The sequence below is a fragment of the Blautia sp. NSJ-140 genome, assembly GCF_022868965.1.
GTDB lineage: Bacteria > Bacillota > Clostridia > Lachnospirales > Lachnospiraceae > Blautia_A.
This window is the reverse complement of sequence record NZ_JALIFS010000008.1, coordinates 134,266-154,239: the sequence shown is the minus strand read 5'-3', so window position 1 is coordinate 154,239 and position 19,974 is coordinate 134,266. Positions and strand designations below refer to the sequence as shown.

General features: G+C 49.3%; 9 protein-coding genes. All 9 read right to left on the bottom strand.

Going from position 1 to position 19,974, the window contains the following annotated elements:
* The 9 genes from isdE to MUB50_RS10895 all read right to left on the bottom strand — a co-directional run bounded on the left by isdE (position 1) and on the right by MUB50_RS10895 (position 19,968).
* Entirely contained in the window at positions 1 to 1,155 is a 1,155-nt protein-coding gene (isdE, locus tag MUB50_RS10935; RefSeq protein ID WP_416385837.1) for a heme ABC transporter substrate-binding protein IsdE, read from the bottom strand.
* Positions 1,136 to 2,221, bottom strand: a complete 1,086-nt coding sequence (locus MUB50_RS10930; RefSeq protein WP_244790969.1) for a heme-binding Shp domain-containing protein — start codon at positions 2,219 to 2,221, stop codon at positions 1,136 to 1,138. The genes isdE and MUB50_RS10930 overlap by 20 nt, the downstream gene beginning before the upstream one ends.
* Positions 2,218 to 5,676 carry an NEAT domain-containing protein gene (locus MUB50_RS10925; protein WP_244790967.1) on the bottom strand — a complete coding sequence of 1,153 codons (3,459 nt, stop codon included), beginning with the start codon at positions 5,674 to 5,676 and terminating at the stop codon, positions 2,218 to 2,220. Before MUB50_RS10925 ends, MUB50_RS10930 begins: the two co-directional genes overlap by 4 nt.
* A 245-nt stretch (positions 5,677 to 5,921) precedes the next feature.
* Complete coding sequence (locus tag MUB50_RS10920) at positions 5,922 to 6,662, bottom strand: vWA domain-containing protein (RefSeq protein ID WP_244790965.1); 741 nt, start codon at positions 6,660 to 6,662, stop codon at positions 5,922 to 5,924.
* A 95-nt stretch (positions 6,663 to 6,757) separates the two neighbouring features.
* Entirely contained in the window at positions 6,758 to 7,717 is a 960-nt protein-coding gene (locus MUB50_RS10915; protein WP_306466238.1) for an ATP-binding protein, read from the bottom strand.
* The gene (locus MUB50_RS10910) at positions 7,714 to 11,169 is read right to left on the bottom strand and encodes a cobaltochelatase subunit CobN (protein WP_244790963.1); all 3,456 of its coding nucleotides are present in this window, start codon (positions 11,167 to 11,169) and stop codon (positions 7,714 to 7,716) included. Before MUB50_RS10910 ends, MUB50_RS10915 begins: the two co-directional genes overlap by 4 nt.
* Before the next feature lie 158 nt (positions 11,170 to 11,327).
* The gene (locus MUB50_RS10905) at positions 11,328 to 14,081 is read right to left on the bottom strand and encodes an NEAT domain-containing protein (protein WP_244790961.1); all 2,754 of its coding nucleotides are present in this window, start codon (positions 14,079 to 14,081) and stop codon (positions 11,328 to 11,330) included.
* Positions 14,082 to 14,401: 320 nt separating this feature from the next.
* Positions 14,402 to 18,871, bottom strand: coding sequence for a hypothetical protein (locus MUB50_RS10900; protein ID WP_244790959.1), 4,470 nt, complete (start codon positions 18,869 to 18,871; stop codon positions 14,402 to 14,404).
* A gap of 263 nt (positions 18,872 to 19,134) precedes the next feature.
* Positions 19,135 to 19,968 (bottom strand): hypothetical protein, encoded by an 834-nt coding sequence (locus MUB50_RS10895; RefSeq protein WP_118513693.1) that lies wholly within the window; start codon positions 19,966 to 19,968, stop codon positions 19,135 to 19,137.
* Between the last annotated feature and the right edge of the window lie 6 nt (positions 19,969 to 19,974).

Genomic DNA, 19,974 nt, shown 5'->3' with positions numbered 1-19,974 from the left:
TCACTTCTCCTTTTCTGTGGTCTTTTGGGAATCTTCAGCTGCAGTTTTTCCGGATGTGCCGGATTTCTGCGCGTCTTCATATTTCTGGGTCGCATTGGATTTCTCTGCATTTTTCTGAGCGTTTTCACTGTTCTTTTTCGCTTTTTCCAGATCCTCGTCACTTTCCGGATAAAGGATCGGCTGCAGCTCATCCAGTGCTTTCGGATAACGGAAAGTTGCGCTCATTCCGAAATTTTCATAAGTCAGGTCATACACCCTGCCATTTTTTACCGCGTCGAAATGTTTCCAGATATCGTTGGTCTTGAAATCTTCGTTAAACATCTCCACGACCTGATCCGGAAGTGCGTGAGCCGCACGGAGGATGATATCCGGTTCTTTGGTCTTCATATCTTCGGTGTTTACCGTAAGAAATTCCTGATCTGTATCTGTATAAACATTTTCACCGCCAGCCAGAGCCACAAGACTTCCCACGTAGGAATTTTCGGTAGCAATGATATAGCTGCCCGGAAGTCCCATCAGGATCAGCACCTTGGGATGGTCTTTTCCCTCGTTCTTCTTTTTGTATTCTTCGTAGAAATCCCGGAACTCTTTTACCAGCGTGCCTGCCTGCTCTTCCCTGTCAAAAATCTCTCCCAGTTCCTGAATGGAACGGTACATCCCCTGTACACTGCGAAGATTTAAAAACGCCCAGTCCACGCCGATATTTTCGTACTTGGGTTCAAGGTCTGACTGAAGAGAGATCGGGCTTAAAATCCAGTCCGGTTTCAGGGAAGCCACGATCTCCATATCCGGGCTCATGGCTGTACCCACGGTGGTTACAGCTTTATAACGCTCCGGAATGGTGGAAATGCTGCTGGAGCATACCCCAACCAGATCCAGTTCCAGTTTGTCACAGATATCCGCAACTGCCGGAGAAGTAGCTACGATCTTCGGGGATCCCTCCATGGATCGTACCTTGGCTTTTGCCACTTCCACTGCCTGTTTTTCCACAGGGTCCGTGATCTCCAGCATGGACTCCACCGTCTCTGTCTGTGTGGTTGTTTTCGTGCCTTCCGGGTGCTGATCCACACAGCCGGTGAGAAGAAGGGACGCTGCCGCCAGGACTGTGACAAGAATTCCTCTGCTGATGCAGGATTTAATATTCATCATCGTCATCATCCTCTCCGCCCCATCTGCGCCAGTTCTTACGGAAGTACCAGATGATCAGTGCAGTTACCAGGATCAGGACCAGACCGGAGCCTGTCACTGCCAGAGCAATGGCAAAGACCGTATTGATCTTTACGCTGCTTTCGCCGTCAGATTTCTTTTCCCCGGAAGTGATGCTGTCCTCTTCCGCTGTGGAAAGATTTAGTCCCTGGGCGCTGTTCAGTTCCTTGTCTGTATCGGACTCGTCAGAGCTTTTGGAAGCTGCTGCCTGTTTCTGTGCTGCCGCTACGGTGTTCCCGGAATTCATGGCATCCGCATTTCCTGTGGAGCCGCTTTCTGCAGTGCTCTGTGCAGCTGCTGCCTGGGTGGCCGCCGCATCATTCTGAGTTTTCTCCTCATTGTCCTGCGCAGCCTCATCCGTACTTTCTGTTCCGTCCGTTTCCTGGGCACTTCCCGTATCCAGGGTACTGTTGGCAACTGCCTCGCCGCTTCCGGAAGCCTCTGCAGATGCTGCTTCTTCTGTTACAAAAGCAGGATTCATACCCACACTGTTTCCTTCGGAATAATCGCTTGGATACAGATAAAATGTAACGTTTCTTCCCATCGGGGTTACATACATGCTGACCCGGACGATGCAGTTCTCGCTTGGAACCTGGATACAGATATCGGAGGTGGTTCCGTTGCTGTTTGAACCATTTGCGGTTACCGCGACGCCTGTGCTGGACCAGCCGGAATCTCCTACATTCTGTACGCTGAAACTGTGACCGGACGTATAATCGATCAGGCTCATGCGGATCGTCAGATAATAATTGCCGGAGTCCGTCACTTCCATCAGACCACTTGCATAAACCGCACCTTCTACCATACCCTGTCCGGTGGCGTAGGATGCCTCACCGCCGGAGTCTTCGATCTCTCCTGTCACGGGATGAGAATAACACCGGTTAATGGTACAGGAATACACACTTCCCGACTCCGCGTGGACGGAAGTTACCGGAAATCCCAGGGTTGCCGCCACGAAGAGTACTGCCGCTCCAAAACAGGTCAGTAGATTTTTTTTCCAGTTTTTCTCTCTCATTTCTTCTTTCCTGCCTTCTTTCTCAGGCTTCCCCCTCTGCTCTTGATCTTATAGAAAACACCTGCCAGTGCCGCCAGCGCGCTGACGGATACCGGAACTGCCACTTTTCTCATATTTCCGGAAGATTCCCCGGTACCAGTCTCGGTATCTGCATAAGCTTCGCCGGAAGTGGTTGTCTCCTGATCCTGATCTGACGCATCGGAAAGGCCGCTGCTGGTAAGCTTTGTGGTTCCTGCATCTTTGGAATCCGATTTGCTGCCGATGCTCTTTCCGGATTTCAGCGCAGTAGTTCCTGCTGATTTCTTTGTGGATGTGGATTTGGTGGTGGTTCCGGAAGATTTCAGGGAACCGCTGCTCTTTAAGGAGCTTCCTCCAGCCTTGGAAGTACTGCCGCTTAAGGAACCGTTGCTGTTGGTACTTAAGCTGCCATTATTTCCTCTGAGAGAACCGTTTCCGGTGCTGTTCGTTCCATTGTTACTGCTGTTATTTCCGCTGTTGCTTCCGTCACCATTGTTATCGTCATTTTCGAAACCAGGATCCTTGCTGTCCGTCTTTTTCAGGGTGCTCCAGTCCAGTTTCAGGAAGGCAGGCTGGGTTCCGGTGCCTTTGGTAATGGAATCCATAATGGGAACAAAAACCTGAAGCGGCACATAACCGTCATTTTTTGCCTCATCGATCAGCGGGAATGTGACCACATCCGGATAATTGGTTCCGAAATTGTCCGTAACCAGCTTGCCGTTGGTGTATTTCTGATAGGAATCCACCGTTACATTGCCAAGAGAACCGGATGGTGCGCCATATTTATCCAGCTTGTAGCCGGTCTTAAAATATTTCAGGGTACCCAGATATCCAAGCTGTCCGTTAATGGTCAGACCCTTGAAGTCCATGGTAATGGAATATTTTCCTTTCTTTACCGTCAGCTTTATGGTGTGATTGATGGCTTCGTTGGACATGGATGCAGATGTTTTGTCAATCTTTACCATGGAGCCTGTGACGGAATACACACCGTCCGCCAGGTTCTTCACATCCAGGCTGCTGTTGCTGCCGTTATTATTTCTGTTGTTGTTATTGTTGCTGCTGTTGTTATTATTACTGCTGTTCGAACTGCTGCCGGAAGACTTCTTCTTCAGTCCGCTGACTGCCTTGGAAAGCTTTTTGATCTGTGTATTGACCTGGCTCTGGGTGGCACTGCTGTTATCATAAACCGTCTTTGCGGCAGTGATCGCAGAGTTTAATGTCTTCAGTGTGTCAGCCGTATAGGTATCTTCCCTGCCTGCCATATTGGAAGCCGTGAGAAGCATCTCATGAAGTCCGGTCTTATCCACCTTTGTCTGGGAAGCCTTCTTCATGTTTTTCATCACATAATCCAGGATACCGGTCTGGGCATCGGTCTCTTCCTGGCTGGACTCTTTGTTCCCGTAAACCGCCTTTGCCGTCTCATAAACAAAACGGAGCACATCCATATCTGCGGCTGTATAATGGGCTGTATCTTTCAGATAAGTTTCCGCCTTTGTCAGCGCTTTTTTGATCTCGCGGCGGTCCGTTCCCTGGATGATCAGTCCCTGGATGGCATTGTCTATGGCAGTGACACACTTGTTGACTTCTGTCTGAGAAGCCTCCTCATTGTCATAAACCTGACTGGCCTTATCTCTTGCCCGCTGTAACGCCTCACGGGTCGATGTTTCATACTCTACATCCGTCTCATTCAGATAACTGTCCGCGATCTCAATAGCTTTCTTAAGCTCACTCTTATCAGAATCCACCTTGACCTTGGTCACCGCATTTACCGCCATGGTAAGGGCTTTTACCTCATTGTCCACAACAGTCTGGTCGATGTTCATGTTTTTATAAACAGCCTGGGCTGCCACAATGGCATCTGCAAGCATGGCAAGCTGCTCACCGGCATAGCCTTGGCTGTCCTGTTTGAGGGATTTCTGGACATTCTGCGCGTTTGTGACCTGTTTTTTCAGGGCCGCCTTGTCCGTTTCCGTTCCGCTGATCTGTTTCAGGTCGTTCCAGTCCAGATACAGTTTCGCATACTGCTTTCCGCCACCTGCATTGATGGCTTCCATGACCGGAACATAGATCCTGGTCCATACGATGCTCTGGTTCAGCTCTACCGGAATTGTTATGTAATGGGGATATTTTTTCCCTTTTACTGTGGCATCGGTGCCTTTTTTCGGATCGTTGTAGGAATCATAAATGTCATAGTAGGATTCCACACCCACTGCTTTTGCTGTGGCAGCCTCTGCCGCCGGAACTTCATTCTCATCCAGAGACTGTGTTTCTTCCTGAGCCGCAGAAGCCTCTTCTCCAGTCGCTGCACCGTCGCTGTCCCCGGAAGCTTCCTCTCCGTCCATAAAAAGTTCGTCTTCTGCTGCATCCTCTGTCTGTGCCTGAGAACTCTCTTCCACTGCTTCCGTCTCTGCGCGCTGCGCCTCTTTTTGATCTTCAGCTTCTGTCTCCGCCGCGTTCTGCGTCTCACCGGTATCTACAGCCTGGCCTTCCTCTGCGGCCGCATAAGGCAGGGTATCTTCACTGGTAAATCCCGGAAAATACCACATGCTTGCCAGATAGCCGGTAAAATTCTGCTTGCCAAGCTTGGTCGTCAGGGACGTACATTCGATCCGCAGATGGATATCATTTCCTTTCTTTATCAACTGGAAGGGTTTTACCAGCGCTGAGTTTCCCATGGAAACCTGATCTGCGGTAGCATGGTGGAGCAGTCCGCCGATCTGGTATACCCCGTCATAAACCGTATTGGAGTCCGTCTTCTGATAAAGTGCCTCCGCAGCCGCCTGAAGAAGCTGGATATGCTTATCCACCAGACTCTGTGTGGCAGACGGGTTTGCAGCCACCTGCTTTGCAGACGCAATGGCAGACTTTAACTGCTGTACGGAAGCGTCATCTGAACCGGAAGTATCCACCGCTTCCGCCTGGGTGATCAGGTCACTTAACACAGTCTTGTCGATACCGCCCCCAAGGTTCTCCTCTGCCTGGGCCACTGCGGATGCCGCGCCGTCGGTCTCTGCCTGGGTGGCATTGCCATCCTCAAGCACAGCCTGAGCCTGGGCACGTACCTGATCCAGTACTTCATATCCATCCTGTGTGCCGTCTGTGTATGCAGCCGCCTCCGAAAGGACCGCCTCCAGAGAAGACTTGTCCGCCTGAGCCACCAGACCATTTTCCAGGATTGCCTGAAGCATCATTCCGCCTGCCCCAAGCTCTTCCTCTGTTACATCTTCTCTTGAAAGAAGGTTCTCCGCTCCCTCAAGAGCAGCCTGAAGGCTCTCACAGCTCTCCGGTGTATACCCGGAAGTATCTGTGTTCTTCGCCTCTTCGATGATCCTGGAAAGTTCACTCTCATCCATGGCATAAACGCCGGATGTGCTCCCCAGGCACAGTGCAGCCGCCATAAAAAACGCACTGCTTCGCTTAAATTTTTTTATCTTCATACCCATCATCCTCCTATGAGCACTTGTTAGCCATGATTAACCGTATCATGAGAAAAAGTTAATGTCAACATACTATCGTCCAAACCGTGCTCACAGGGAACGGTTCGATGATCTCAAAAATCCTTTAAATCCGCCATGTTCCCGATTTTTCGACAAAAAAAAGACCGAAATTTTTTCATTTCGGTCTTTAATCAAGATCCCGGATACACCTGGATATCCGGCTTTTTTTCACACAGATCCTCTGGTCAGAGCTTCACATATTTCCCGCCTGCCGCATCGGATAACTGTCTGGCCAGCCCCATGCCGAACACGGAATTTTCCGTATCGATCACCAACACCGGCACGCCTTTTCGTTTCAGCTCCTCAGCCGCCTTAAGGGCAAGAGACCAGGGCTTTCCCTCCCCGGTGTCAAAATTGGCCTTGCCGTCAGTGAGCATCACCAGAATCCTGGTCTCTTCCGAATTCTTCCGTTTTTCCGCCTCCAGGACTTTCAGGGCCTTTCGGATTCCCATGGCAAGAGGGGTATTCCCTCTGGCCTTCAGCTCTTCCATGGGCCTTGCCGCAAAATCCACACTTCTGGTAAAAGGCAGGATCAGTTCTGCTTTTCGGTTCCCGAAAACCACCATTCCTGCCCGGTCCCTGTCACTGTACGCCCGCCGCAGGATGGAAAGTACCGCACTTTTCGCAAAAGAAAGCCTCTCTTTTGCACCCTGGGAACGACTGGCATCCACCAGAAATAAAACAGACACCTTATTTTTTCTCCGGAAGCGTTTCAGCCGGAGGTCACACGCTCTGATCTCCCGGTCCTCTCCCCCGATCCTGCCGCTTTCCAGCGCCGCCCGGACGGACGCCGGAAGATCCACCTCCCCGGCTCGCAAAATCCCTTCCTGACCGGAGGGGATCACCAGAGAACCACTGTGTTTCCCACCCGGCAGCCATTCTTTCCGGGACTGCTGCTCTCTTTTCAGAAAGATCTCCTGTTTCATCCCCTCCAGAACTTCCAGTACCGAATACTCTCTTCCGCTCTGTTTTACCGGAAGGAATACTTCTTCAGAATCTGCCCGTCTTCCTTTCCCCGGATCTAGTCACCCTCCCCGGAAGCTTCCGGCTCCCTGGAGCTCTTTTTCCCGGCGGAAAGAATCTCTTCCATTACCTGAGGATCCATCTGTCCGTCTTCCAGAGGATTTTTCCGCATCCGGTGAGGCAGAACATACCGGGCAGCCCGCTCAAGATCCTCCCGGGAAGCCTTTTTCCGGCCTTCCAGTGCGGCAATGGTCTGTGCAGTCCGGATCATTCCGATATCCGCCCGGTGGCCGTCAGTGCCGTAGGCAACACAGATCTGTGCCGCCAGCCTTAACAGCTCCTTTGGGACACGCACCGTCGGCAGAAACTCTCTGGCACTGCGGATCCTCTCGGAAAGCTCTTCCTGAGACTCTTTGTACTTCCGGCAGAAATACCCCGGATTTTTCTCATAGGCCATCCGGTTCTCAATGATCTGCACCCGCTTATCCACGTCTGTCTCTGCTTCCACATCCACCACCATGCCAAAACGGTCCAGAAGCTGCGGCCGCAGGTTTCCCTCCTCCGGGTTCATGGAACCGATCAGCACAAACCGGGCTGAATGAGTACAGGAAATCCCTTCTCTCTCCACGGTATTGCGCCCCGTTGCCGCCGCATCCAGTAACAGATCCACGATATGGTCGTCCAGAAGATTGATCTCATCCACATAGAGGATATTTCCGTCTGCCTCTTTCAGAAGACCTGGCTGGAACTGTTTTTCCCCGTCTTTCAGTGCGGCTTCGATGTCGATGGTTCCTGCCACACGGTCTTCTGTGGCATTGGCAGGGATCTCCACCACCCGGCAGTCCTTCATAAGTCCCGGGATGGCACGCACCGCAGTGGTCTTGGCCGTTCCCTTCTGTCCACGGATCAGCACCCCGCCTGCAGACGGGTTCACCAGATTGATAAGGATGGCCTCCTTCATAGGTTCCTGGCCTACAATGGCCGTAAATGGATAATCATAAGTTTTTTCCCGCATCATTCTTCCGCCTCTCCTTCTGCCTCCAGATATGCCTCACGGATCTGGGACAGTTCTTCTTCTGTTGCATCAAAATAGCCCCGGTTGCTGGCCTCCATCAGCCGCTCCATCATCTTCATGTATGCCCATTTGTTGCTTTGCTGCATCTGTTTCCGGAGTTTTTCATCCCCGGCATAGCACCGGGTCATCCGGGAAAAGGTCTCGCCTGTCACCGCATCGGTGGAGGCTGCAAACCCCATCACATTCTCAAACCGTTTCGCGATCTGCTGCACACCGTGATAATCGTGGCGCATCATCCCCTGAATCCATCCGGGGTTTAGAAGCCTTGTGGCGATCCCACGCTCCAGAGAACTCTTAAGATCCTGCACCTTCACCGTCTCACCGGTGGTATCTGCAACCAGCATGACCGGTTTGCTGCCTTTTTTGTTCTCCACGGCTCTGGCAAGTCCGCCGTAAAATTCATAATAGTGATCCAGATCTGTCAGCTCATACTCCACATTGTTGCGCACCTGGGAAATAAAATCCACATGGTCATACTGTCCGGCCAGCACTTCTTCGGCTTTCACCCCTCGCCTCCGGAAGGAATACCCGTAAGAGAGATCCTCGGTAAAAGAACTTCCGATCTCTGCCGCATCCTTCCAGCTGCCTTTTCGCACAACATCCGTAAGCCGGGTTCCATACTCCCCTTCTTTTGGGCCAAAGATCCTGCAGGATGCCAGATCCCAGACCTCCCGTTCCTCCATTTCGGGATGGAATCTCTGGAGCTCTTCTGCCATCTTTCTGGTATTTGCCGTAAAATAACTCTTTTCCGGTTCTTCCTCAAGCCGGAGGATCTGCCGGAGCATGGCATTTAAGTTATCGATCAGGTTTGGATACATGTCCCGGAAAAATCCGCAGATGTGGATCACCACGTCCATACGTGGCCGGTCCAGCTCCTCGGTGGGAATCACCTCCAGCCGGTCATCGTAACTGCTCTTTTCCGTTTTCAGGCGGATGCCCAGATAATACAGGATCTGTCCGATAGTCTCACCCTGGCTTCTGGAAGTCTCCAGTCCCCAGAGGATCAGCGCCGTAGTATCCGGATACGTTCCCGTCTTCTCATGATAAGCCTCCACCGAAAGCTGCGCCGCCTTCATTCCCCGCTCACAGGCCGTTCTGGTGGGCACCAGCCTTGGGTCAAACTGCACCAGGTTCCGTCCGGAAGGCAGGATCGACGGATTCTTTACCACATCCCCTGCCGTTCCCACCGGAACATAGCCGCCGTCCAGTCCATGTACCAGCCCGTTAAGTTCTGTCTCGTTGATCTCGTGAAGACCATCGGTGATCAGACTGTTTTCATATTCATAAAGCCTCTCTTCCAGAAGATCCAGATCTTTTTCCGAGCAGTTTTCTCCGGAATCTCCTTCCAGAAATCCGCAGTTCTTCCCTGCTTTTGTGATGTTCAAAAGAAGATCCCCGCACCGCTCCGGTGCACTCTGGATGCTCTCCCGGTACTCTCCGATCATTTCCCTGAGTTCCTGATAATCTCCATACAGACCGCTCTTTTTAAGCTCCGGTGCCTGATAGCTTACAAGCGTTGCCAGGGAACGGCGCTTGGCGATCATGGCCTCCGAAGGATTTCCTATATAATAGTAATAGAAATGGGGGATCTCTCCCACCAGCTGATCCGGCCAGCAGCTTCCGGTCATGCCGTTATCTTTTCCGGGCAGAAATTCCAGTGTGCCGTGGGTGCCGAAGTGGATCATGGCGTCCGCCTGAAATCCCTCACGGATCCAATGATAAAAGGCCTGATATTCCCCGGAAGGCTTCCGGTTCCGGTCGTGATATCTTCCCGGATCCCCGCTTTCTCCCTCCGGGTCGCGAAGGGGCTGCAGTCCCAGAAAAACATTTCCCACACAGATCCCCCGGATGGGATATTCTTCTCCCTCAAACTCCCAGGTGATCCCTCCTTCCCCTTCCTCGCACCATTGGGGCAGGTTGCAGTGTCCGCCTGTGACAAACACTTCCTGAAGCTCTTCGGGAGAGCGTCCCTCTGTATCATAGCCGACCTCTTTCAGCCCCTCAAGCAATCTGGATGCCGAGGCAAAGGTATCCAGAAATGCTCCTCCGAACACATTGCTCTCCCCCGGGGGATAATTATAAAAGATCACCGCCAGCCGCTTCTCTTCCCGTTTTTTCTTTCTAAGTTCCAGCATCCGGGAAAGGCGCGCCACAAAGGTATCGACCCGCTCCGCTATGGGTTCCAGCTGTGGAAAGACCGGTTCTTCTCCCTCTGTGCTTCCACTTCCCATAACCCCTACCGGAAATGTAAGGATCCCGCCGTCCAGCTCCGGAAGCAGGATGCTGATAAGAAACTCTCCGGGATTCACGGCATCCGCCCGCTCCCATTCCTCCCCGGAAACTCTGGTCAGGCAGAAGGGTTTGAAATAGGGAACATCCAGTTCTTTCAGAATTTCCACCGCCTGATCCGCATCTCCACCCATGGGCCCTGCACCCAGGCGGAAGGGCATCAGATTGACCACTGCCGAAACCGGTGTTTTCTTCTGCATGAGAAATGCCCGCAGTTTCTTCAGATCCCCGTCCTCATTCTGGGAAAATGCAATGGGAAGCAGATTGTACCTCTCTCCCAGTTTCTCTGCCAGAGCCTGTACTACCGGCAGAAAATCATTGGGATAGGAATGTCCGTAAAAAAGCAGGGCCACGGTTTCCCGCTGACTGTCAAAAGCCGCCTTCTTCCAGAATTTCGCCGGTGTATCCCAGGTTTCCATGGAAAAAAGATCTTTCAGATAGACGCCGTACTCCATGGTACAGGGTTTCTCCTTCGGGAGAAATTTTCGTCCGCCGTACTGCCGGAGGATAAGATGCATAAAAGATTCCATATCTGTCCTGGTGGCCTGCTGCCAGTAATCGATCAGAAGAAACACGTTCTTCATATCCCGGGTGACACCAAAAGGCAGCACATTTCCCATCATCATTGCCATCCGCCGCATCCGGTGCATTTTTGTAAGTGCACTGGCGGAGGATTTTTTCTCACCGGTGCCGGATACCTCTGCGCTGTCGGTTCCGGACGTCCCGGACACATTCCCGGAATCTTTTTTCCCGCCGGAGCCTTTCATCATTTTTCCCATGGTACCCATGGAAAAAGAACCCAGGCGGATATAGTCCCGAAGTGCGTTTCCAATGACGATCCGATGGCCCTTACAGGCTTCGAGGCCTTTTACCACGATCTCCTGAAGCTCTTCGGAAGCCCCCATGGTATCCACCACCGCCACATCTGCCGTGGCAATATCCTTTATGATCCTTTCCGGTTCCAGAACGTATCGCTGTTCCTGTCCCGCAACATAGAAACAGACGATGGTCAGATCATCCTCCGGGTACTGCTGTTCATAACGTTTCCGGAATGCCTGGATCTGCCGGAGAGCAGGTACGGAAACCGCTGTTATCGTAATCTTCATAAAATCCCTTCTCCTGTCTGTATCGATCTGTAAAAACTCCTCCGCTGTATCAAGTATAACATACCCTCTGCAAAAAATCCCCCTCTGTCCTGCCGTATGCCAGGGGAAGCATGGGCCGGATGAGGGGGAAATTTGTCAGGTTATCAATTTTTCAGAGCTTATTTCACTCTTACAGTAACAAGAACTGTCTTTGTTCCTGCATTGTAGTTTGCAGTCGCTTTTGCGGAAATCTTCACTTTAATCTTGTAGGTACCTTTCTTCAGGCCCTTCTTTACCGTGATCTTTCCGTTTGTCTTATTTACGGTAAATGCAGAGCTTCCTGCTGTTTTTGCATAGGTCAGTGTTCCCTTACTGCTCACGGAAGCGCCAAGAGTAAACACCTGCGCTTTCTTACGAAGTGCACTGTAGGAAACATTTTTGGATGTGATCTTTGTCTTCAGGACCGGTGCTGCCTTGGCAACTTTGACAGTCAGGGTCTTTGTGGCAGCTTTGTAACTGCTGGTCGCTTTTGCAGCGATGGTGATCTTTGCGGTTCCGGCAGCTTTGATAGTCACTTTACCTTTTCTGTCTACAGTGGCAACTTTTGTGTTGGAAGACTTGTAAGTCATGGCTGTCTTTGCCTTTGCTCCAATGGAGAATGCCTTGTTACCGTATTTTTTGGAAACCACGTTCTTGGTGTTCTTAACTGCAACTGTGATGCTCTGTGCTGCCTGTTTCTTGATGGTGGAAGGATCTGTCGGAGCCTTCTCAGTCTCAGCGAAATCTGCATCTGCATCTGTGGTCTCTTTCAGTGTGGAATAATCCAGGCGCAGATAAACGTTCTGTTTTCCGGAACCAGGAGTGATGGCATCCATGATCGGAACGAATACCTGAAGCGGGATCTCATTGTTTCCTTCCAGAGCCTCTTCACACAGCGGGAAGCTGATGTCATTCGGATAATCTGTTCCGAAATCATCCTTCAGAGTCTTTCCGTTAGAGAACTTCTGAAGAGAATTTACAGTTACCGGAACCAGAGTTCCGCTTGGTTCTCCTGTCTTGGAAACCTCATAACCACTCGCATAGTAGTTCAGATCCTTCAGATATCCCTTCAGAGAAGTGATGGTCAGGCTGTTGAAGTTCATGTTCACATATGGAACACCGTTCTTTACTACCAGTTTGATGTTGTGGTTGATGGCATTGTTGCTCATGGACATGTCCACCTTGTTTACCTTTACCATCTCACCGCTAAGCTTGTAAACACCGTCGGAAAGCTTTGCAAGCTCTGCTGCGCCGGAATCCTCAGAAAGATTATAAAGAGTATCCCAGTACAGAGTAATGGTGGAATTGATGTTGAACTTACCTGCGTCAAAGTATACACCGGAAACTTCGCCGTTAAGGTTTTTCATAGCTTCCACATAGAGATATACGTTGTTCACATAGGTCTGGCTGATGCCGTCAAGAGGAACTGTGATATCCGTAACAACCGTGCAGTCACCGATGGTCGGAGCTGTTGTGCTCTCTGTGGAATATGTTACGCCTTCTTTTGTAAGAGGCTGTGTAGTATCACCGTTTGGATAATATCCGTTATAGCCAAGAACATACAGCGGCTCTCCGGTCGTTCCGGAAACCATCTTGTAGGTCAGCCACATTTTTCCATCATTGTCCACACGAAGATATGCGCCAACTTTCTTGCTCTCGCCAACCAGTCCATGGTCAACCACGTCTGTACGGTCTTTCATCTCGATGTAGTAAAGACCTGGCGCCGGTTTTTCTGTCGGGGCATCCGGGATCACTTCCTGCTCGATCTTTACACCAAGGGCATTCATGGTGGCGTTCTTTATGGCGTTGGAAGAATAGGTTGCTCCGGAAACAGTATCCAGATCGTTGAGCTTCTGGGCATCGTTCATATAGAGACCGGTAAGCTTTTCCTTCATACCCTTTGTGCTGCCAAGACCATTGATGGCCTTGCTTAAGTACATCTGGTTATCGTCCGCATGGGTTCCCTTGAAATCATTTCCTGCAAGGGCAACATCGGTAATACGGCCATCCTTTACCGTCACCTGGGAGGTAACATTGTAATTACCAAACTGCTCCACCTCGGCTGTGCTGATCTCTGTAGTAAAATTCAGAGACGGATCCCCGGATTCCTTTGCGCCTGCATAGTCGATCTGAAGATAAGCATCCGGCGCATAGCCCATGGCATCTACATACATGCTTAAGTATACGCCTGTTGTGTTGTACGCATCTTTCGGAATGGCAAAGGAGATGGTTTCCGGAACTTCATGGTTTCCGTTTCCGTCTGCCTGGCCTACCGTCTGTGCTGCCACGATATCCGCAGCCACCGTCTCCCCAGACGGCTTTGTTCCCTGATAGATCTTGAAATCATAGGCATAATCAGTAAGCGTTCCCACGGTTACGCTTCGAAGGTTTGTGGAAATCTTCGGAGTTCCGTCTGCGTCAAATGTCAGGGTTCCGAATTTACCCGGGCATGCAACTGCCGCACTGTCCTGCTCCAGATTGTGGGCATTTTTCAGAGTCAGCGGAACGATGTAGGTTTTTGCAGTATCAAAAGCAACTCCGTTAAGAGTCACTGTTCCGGCTGCTTCTGCTGCCGGTGCGGTTCCATCGGTAAGGCCGAAAGGATCTGCCTCATCAGAATCGCTCTCTAACGTATCCTGGGAAAGATCCAGAGAATCTGCATCTTCGCTCTTCTCCAGCTCTACAGCGTCACGGGAATCTTCTTCTTGGGATTCCTCTTCTGCCGGAGCTTTTGTCTCCGCTTCCTGCACATCGGTTTCTTCTTCAAAAAATCCCTGGTCCTGTGTCTCTTCTGCGCTCACTACGTCAGGCTGATCCTCTGCCATGGCCGTTACCGGAACCATGGAAGTTGCCATCATGGAGGCAAGAAGAACTGCGATTACTTTCTTTTTCATTCTTTCTCTGCCTTTCTGTTATTTGTGCTTTTGTGCCCGGACAAATAGCCGCTTGTTGTCTCAGGCTAACTCTATACTGGCATTGTAACCACGATTGTTAGTCTCAGTCAACTGTTTTTTCGCCTTTGGTTCCTTACGGGAACGGTTTTAAAATTTTAAAAATGCTTTAAATACAGGCTTTTCCGGACTTTCGGCACAAAAAAAGGCCGATTTTTTTTCATTTCGGCCTTTAATCGATATTGACAAAATCCCCCGGCTTTCAGGAGAAAAAGCCGGGGGATTTCACATAAGTGGAATCTGTTGATCCGAAGATCCGTAAATTATTTAACTCTTACAGTTACGGTTACAGTTCTGCTTCCTGCAGTGTAGTTGCCTTTTGCTGCAGACTTGATCTGAACTTTTACTCTGTAAGTGCCTTTCTTGAGGCCTTTCTTAACTGTGAGCTTGCCGGTCTTGCTGTTTACGGAAACTGCACTGGATCCGGAAAGTTTCTTGTAAGTTAAAGTACCTTTGCTGTTTACAGAAGTGCCAAGTGTGAATACCTGTGCTCTCTTCTTAAGAGTGTTGTAAGAAAGGTTCTTGGTTCCGATCTTTGTTTTGATGGTCGGAGCTTTCTTGGCGATCTTGATAGTCAGTACTTTGGCTGTTGCTGCTTTATAAGTGCTGGTTGCTTTTGCGTTGATGGTGATCTTTACAGTACCGGCAGCTTTGATGGTAACTTTACCTTTTCTGTCTACAGTTGCGATCTTTGTGTTGGAAGACTTGTAAGTTAAAGTAGTCTTCGCTTTTGCTCCAAGGGAGAATGCCTTGTCACCGTATTTCTTGGAAACCACATTTTTGGTGTTCTTTACAGAAACGGTGATGGACTGTGTTTTCAGCTTGACAAGTTTTGCCTTGGCATCGGTAAGAGCCTTGGTTGCTGCTGTTACCTCTGTATCGGAGAAATCTTCACCATTCAGGACTGTCTCTGCGGCTGTGATGGCTGCTTTGTATGTCTTGTAGGATGCTGCGGTGTAGTCTGCTGCTTTTACCTTTTTGGCTGCTGTGATGGCAGATTTCAGAGCGTTGATAGAAGTCTCTGTAGCTACCGGCTGAAGAGCGGTTACTGCATCGTTGAATGCTTTGATCTGCTCTTCTGTGATATCCTCATCGATTGTTCCATCCAGTGTGTCATAGAGATCTTTTGCTGCCTTGTAGCTTGCCTTGGTGTAAGCAGAAGCATCCAGAGCTTCAAAAGCTCTCATGTTTTTACCAAGATTTGTAGATGCTACTGAGAAAGAACCATCTTCGTTCTTGGTAATTGTATACTGGGCAGCTCTTACTGTATTTTCAAGAAGGGCCTGTCCATCTACAGCATTTCCGTCTTCATCCTGCGCTCCAAATGTCCATGTACTATCCTGAACATATGCAGCGCCGGAACCTATTGCCGGATTAATTACTGTTGTTCCAATAATTTTAGTACCATTGATAACGTATAATTTACCAATAGAAACATACTGAAGCACTGGTGTTTCACAAGTTACATTATCAAGAATCAGGCCAGAGTCAAAATTCTGCTGAGAAGTAAATGCCCATCCATTAGCCACCAATTTTCCACTCTTATCTGCAGAACTGTCAATCACACGGCAAGTTCCACTAAAAGAAACCATTCCCTGTGCAAGTGTCAGTGTATGTCCATTCAGATCCAGTGTCATATTCTTGTAGTTTGTTTCAGAACTTGTGCTGATATCTTTGTTCAGTTTTACTGTCTGTCCTTCACCGGCAAAAGAAACGATCAGGTCTGCTTTATCCTCTCCCAGTTTCTCTGCTTCACTGCCATCTGCATTGTAGATGGTTGCTACCGGATCTGCAACAGTTCCATCCAGATCATCTACCAGTGTATAATATCCGGCATAATCACCTTCTGTTACTTCTCCCAGTTTTTTATTTGCAGGAGTTTTGTATGAATTATTATTTACAAGCTTATTCGCACTCTTGAAATAACCACCTTCGATTACTACCGGTGCTCCAGACGAATTGATTGCATAGCCTCTCTTACCTTCAGAAGTGTAAACACCGCTTTTGATTGTTACAGTTCCTGTTCCGTATGATTTAACAGCTGCTCCACGGGAGTCATTAGTTGAAACATCCATGTTTTCCAGTGTAACATCACCATTACCACTAAAGGTTATACCATTGCTGATTTTATCAGCTCTGACCGTGAGTTCATCTGCTTTAATAGTAACACTACCACTTACTGTATTACCGGTAAATGTTGCAACACCACCTTCATTACTATACTGACTATAGCTCCACAGTGTTGAATTTGTAACCGAAACTTTTTCTCCCACACAGGAGGAAACTTCCATTCCCTTATCAGATGTACAATTATCTACTGTCACATCAATTCCGTTGGACATATTACTAAAATATACATTATTATTACTTGTAGTATTGCCTACAGCTTGTAATGTATTAACCAGTGCACAGTTTTTCAGTGATACCGCAACACGAGGAAGTCCAGCCAGATAATTCAGTGAATTATAAGACATTGCATTTCCAATCTGTCCGTCAATCGTAACACCTTCTGCAGACAAGGATCCCTTTTCTACAGTAATGGAAGCACTGGAATTCGTATTGCTTACATATTTCTCACGGGTGAGCTTACCTGTTTTTTCCGTACTGCTGTCGATGATCGTTACATCACCTTTGATACGGATCAGGTTGTCTGCCTGGTTCAGTGCATGACCATTGAGATCCAAGGTACCGCCACGGATGATCAAGTCATCACTGAGAGTCACATCTGCATCCAGTTTTACAGTACTTCCTGCTTTCATGTTCTCAAGCTGTGTCTGTACATCCGGTGCGATCTCGTAAGTTTTTTCTACGGTAGAAGTTGCACTTGTATCATCGCTTACTTTCTTTACATTATTCCAGTCAAGGCCAATGCAGGCATCCTGATAAACGCCCATGATCTCAATGTGCATACGGGTTGCAACTACGTTCTGTTTCAGATCCGGCACAGTAAAGCTAATCTTGGTCGGTTTTCTCTTTCCTCCAAGGATACCCAATTTATCTACATGTGCTTTATAACGGGCACCTTTAGCAGAATTTGCAGTTCCATTGAGGAAATCCTGAGTATTTTCATAAATGGACCAGTCATCTGCACCACCGGACTGTGCAGATCCCAAAGCATCAGAAGTAACTGCTCCTAAACCAGTTGTAAGAGTTGCAGTTCCATCTTCATGGATTACCAGAGTTGCATCTCCTGTGAAGCATCCGGATGCCATGGATGTATGTTTCATGTAATCTTTGGTTGTATACTGCTGTGTAGCATCAATATGTCCTGCATTCAGAAGATTGATCGGAAGGCTGTAGGTTCCAGGTGTGAGTTTCTTTACGAAATCTCCACGTCCAACTGTCACTTCCATGGAAACTGCTATCAGTTTATCCATTGCTGTTTCCAGTTCATTGGCAGCACCTTTTACCTCATCTTTACTTCCACGATTGTCAATGACATCTTTTGCTCTCTGAATCACAGCTGCAAGGCCTGCCTCTTTCCAGCTGTCTTCCGTATAATCTTCCTCTTTCAGTGCCTCTGCTTCTGTAAGCTTCTGCAATAATACTGTTGTATCATAAGCTTTTACCAGACGTCCTATCGGAGTGTTCAGAAAACTTTTCTTGCTTGCAAGAACCTTTTCTGTCTCACGGCCATTGATTGCTGTTTCCGCATTTGTGATCGAAGTCTGAAGATTTTTCCACCACTGCTGTACACTTTCTACAGTATAATCTGTTTCTACCATTGCTTTTGCCTGGTCAAGAAGTGCCAGAAGTTCTGCCGGGTCACCAGCTGCTTCAAGTTTGCTTACTACATCTGCCAGTGCAGTATTCGCCGCATCCACAGCCTCCTGAGATTCTTTTTTCTCCAGTGCTGCTTTGGCTGCTGTCTTAGCTGCATCAATGGCATCCTTATTTCCGTCCCAGGATGCCTTGGTGTATGCCATCTCATCAAGGGCATCTGCCTGTGCGATGGTTGCCTCCAGTGCGGATGTGTCTACTGCTGCGGCATCCTTCTCTGCGTTTGCATAATCAGCTTTCAGAAATGCATCCTGTGTTCTTCCTGCTGCCATAGTCATGGTTACATATACGCCGTCCTGGGCTTTATCCGGGATTGCGAATGTAATGCTGTTTACATTTCCGTCTTTATCGGTTGTATACTCTGCTGCTGTCGCTTCCGTTCCTACAGCTCCCTTGTATACCTTCCAGTCTGTTGCATAAACAGTCTGTCCCATCATGGTGATGGCCTGGATCGGTACGGTCAGTTTAGCGCTTCCGTCTTCTGCTACTACCAGAGTTCCTTTGCCTGCGATGCAGGAATTTGCCATGGATGCTGCTGTGGTATCGTCTGCCTTCATCATGGATACCGTTACTTCGTAGCTGCCTTTTTCCAGATTGGTGTTTGTGCTTCCAAAACCAGTCTGTACCGTACCGGTAAGTTCAGCTGCCGGGCTCTCCTGTACCAGCGCCGCATCACTTTCTCCGTCAGAGAAGCCGTCCTCGACAGCAAGCTCAGCCTCTGCTGCGTCTTCTGTCTCTCCCTGCTCTGCATTCTCGTCGGTAGCAAGTGTCACGTCCTCTGTCTCATCGCCAGCTGCTTCCTGTACTTCTTCTGCAGCTTCCTCTGCAACGTCTGCGGAAGCTTCATCCTGGAAATCCACTTCTGCCGCAGATACCGGCACGATGGATGTTGTTGCGATCAGGGCTGCCATCGTACAGGATGACAGGCGAAGCCATAAATTCTTTCTTCTCATTTCTTTCCTCCTTATGTGGTAAGGTGTCGCACACCCTTCTTTTAAGCAGGCCAGGGCACATTCTCTCCTGTTACCCATGTCTAACTCTCTGCTGTCATTTAATCACAAGTGTTAGTTTGGGTCAACTATTTTTTTGTTTTCCGTTCCCTGCGGGAACCATTTATATTTTTCAAAAATCCCGTAAACATGGGCATTTCCGGATTTTTGGCACAAAAAAAAGCCGATTTTTTTTCATTTCGGCTTTTAATCGGTCTGATTATTTTCTACAGCCAGAACATCAGAAGTGCGGTGCTCTCCGGCATATGGGCTTTGCCTACGCTGCAGGTGACGGTGATGGAGACCATTCCCTTTACGTTTCCCAGGTGGGTCTTCATGAAGCGGCAGGCACTTAGGGGAATGCGAACTTTGCCCTCCCGGATGGCGGCTTCGTAGAGCTGGCCCTGGTCTACGTATTTCAGGGATGAGAGCCTTCCCCGCATATCTGCCCCATCGATCCGGGAATGGGCGTGCATCTCACGGGTGGTCAATTCCAGCCAGCTTCCTCGGGTATTGTTCCGGATGCAGGCCAGATGCTCGAACCCGTTGTTTGCCATGGAAAGCTTCGTTGTGCCTTCTGTGTTCAGCTGATAAATGGCAATTCCTACTTCGAAGCGGCCTTTTTCCAGCACATGATCCAGATAATAGAGGCTTCCTTTTTCTGCATTTGTCTGGTTTCGGGATTCCTTTACCTGGCCGGAATTTCTGGTCATTGTCATGAGAAGGCTGTAATCTACGTTCTCAATGAGCTGTCTTGTTTTTTCGGGGATCTCGGATGCCGCGATCCCGATCCGTTCCAGATAGGCGCCGACTTCTTTCAGGATCCTCTGGTATGTTTTCAGTGCGCGGGTACCCTTTTCGGTAAATTCATAGCCTTCACTCAGGTATCCTGCACCAATGCATTCTTTAAAAAAGCGGCTTACCGGGCCATGGCTGACTCCGCAGGTATCGGCGATCAGCGCCACGCTGCCTCGTTTTTTGCCTATTTTTGCCAGTTCTGTCAGATAGCGAATCTGCAGCATGGATGGATGGAGCAGTCCTTCAGTGTTTTCTTTTTCCATAAGATT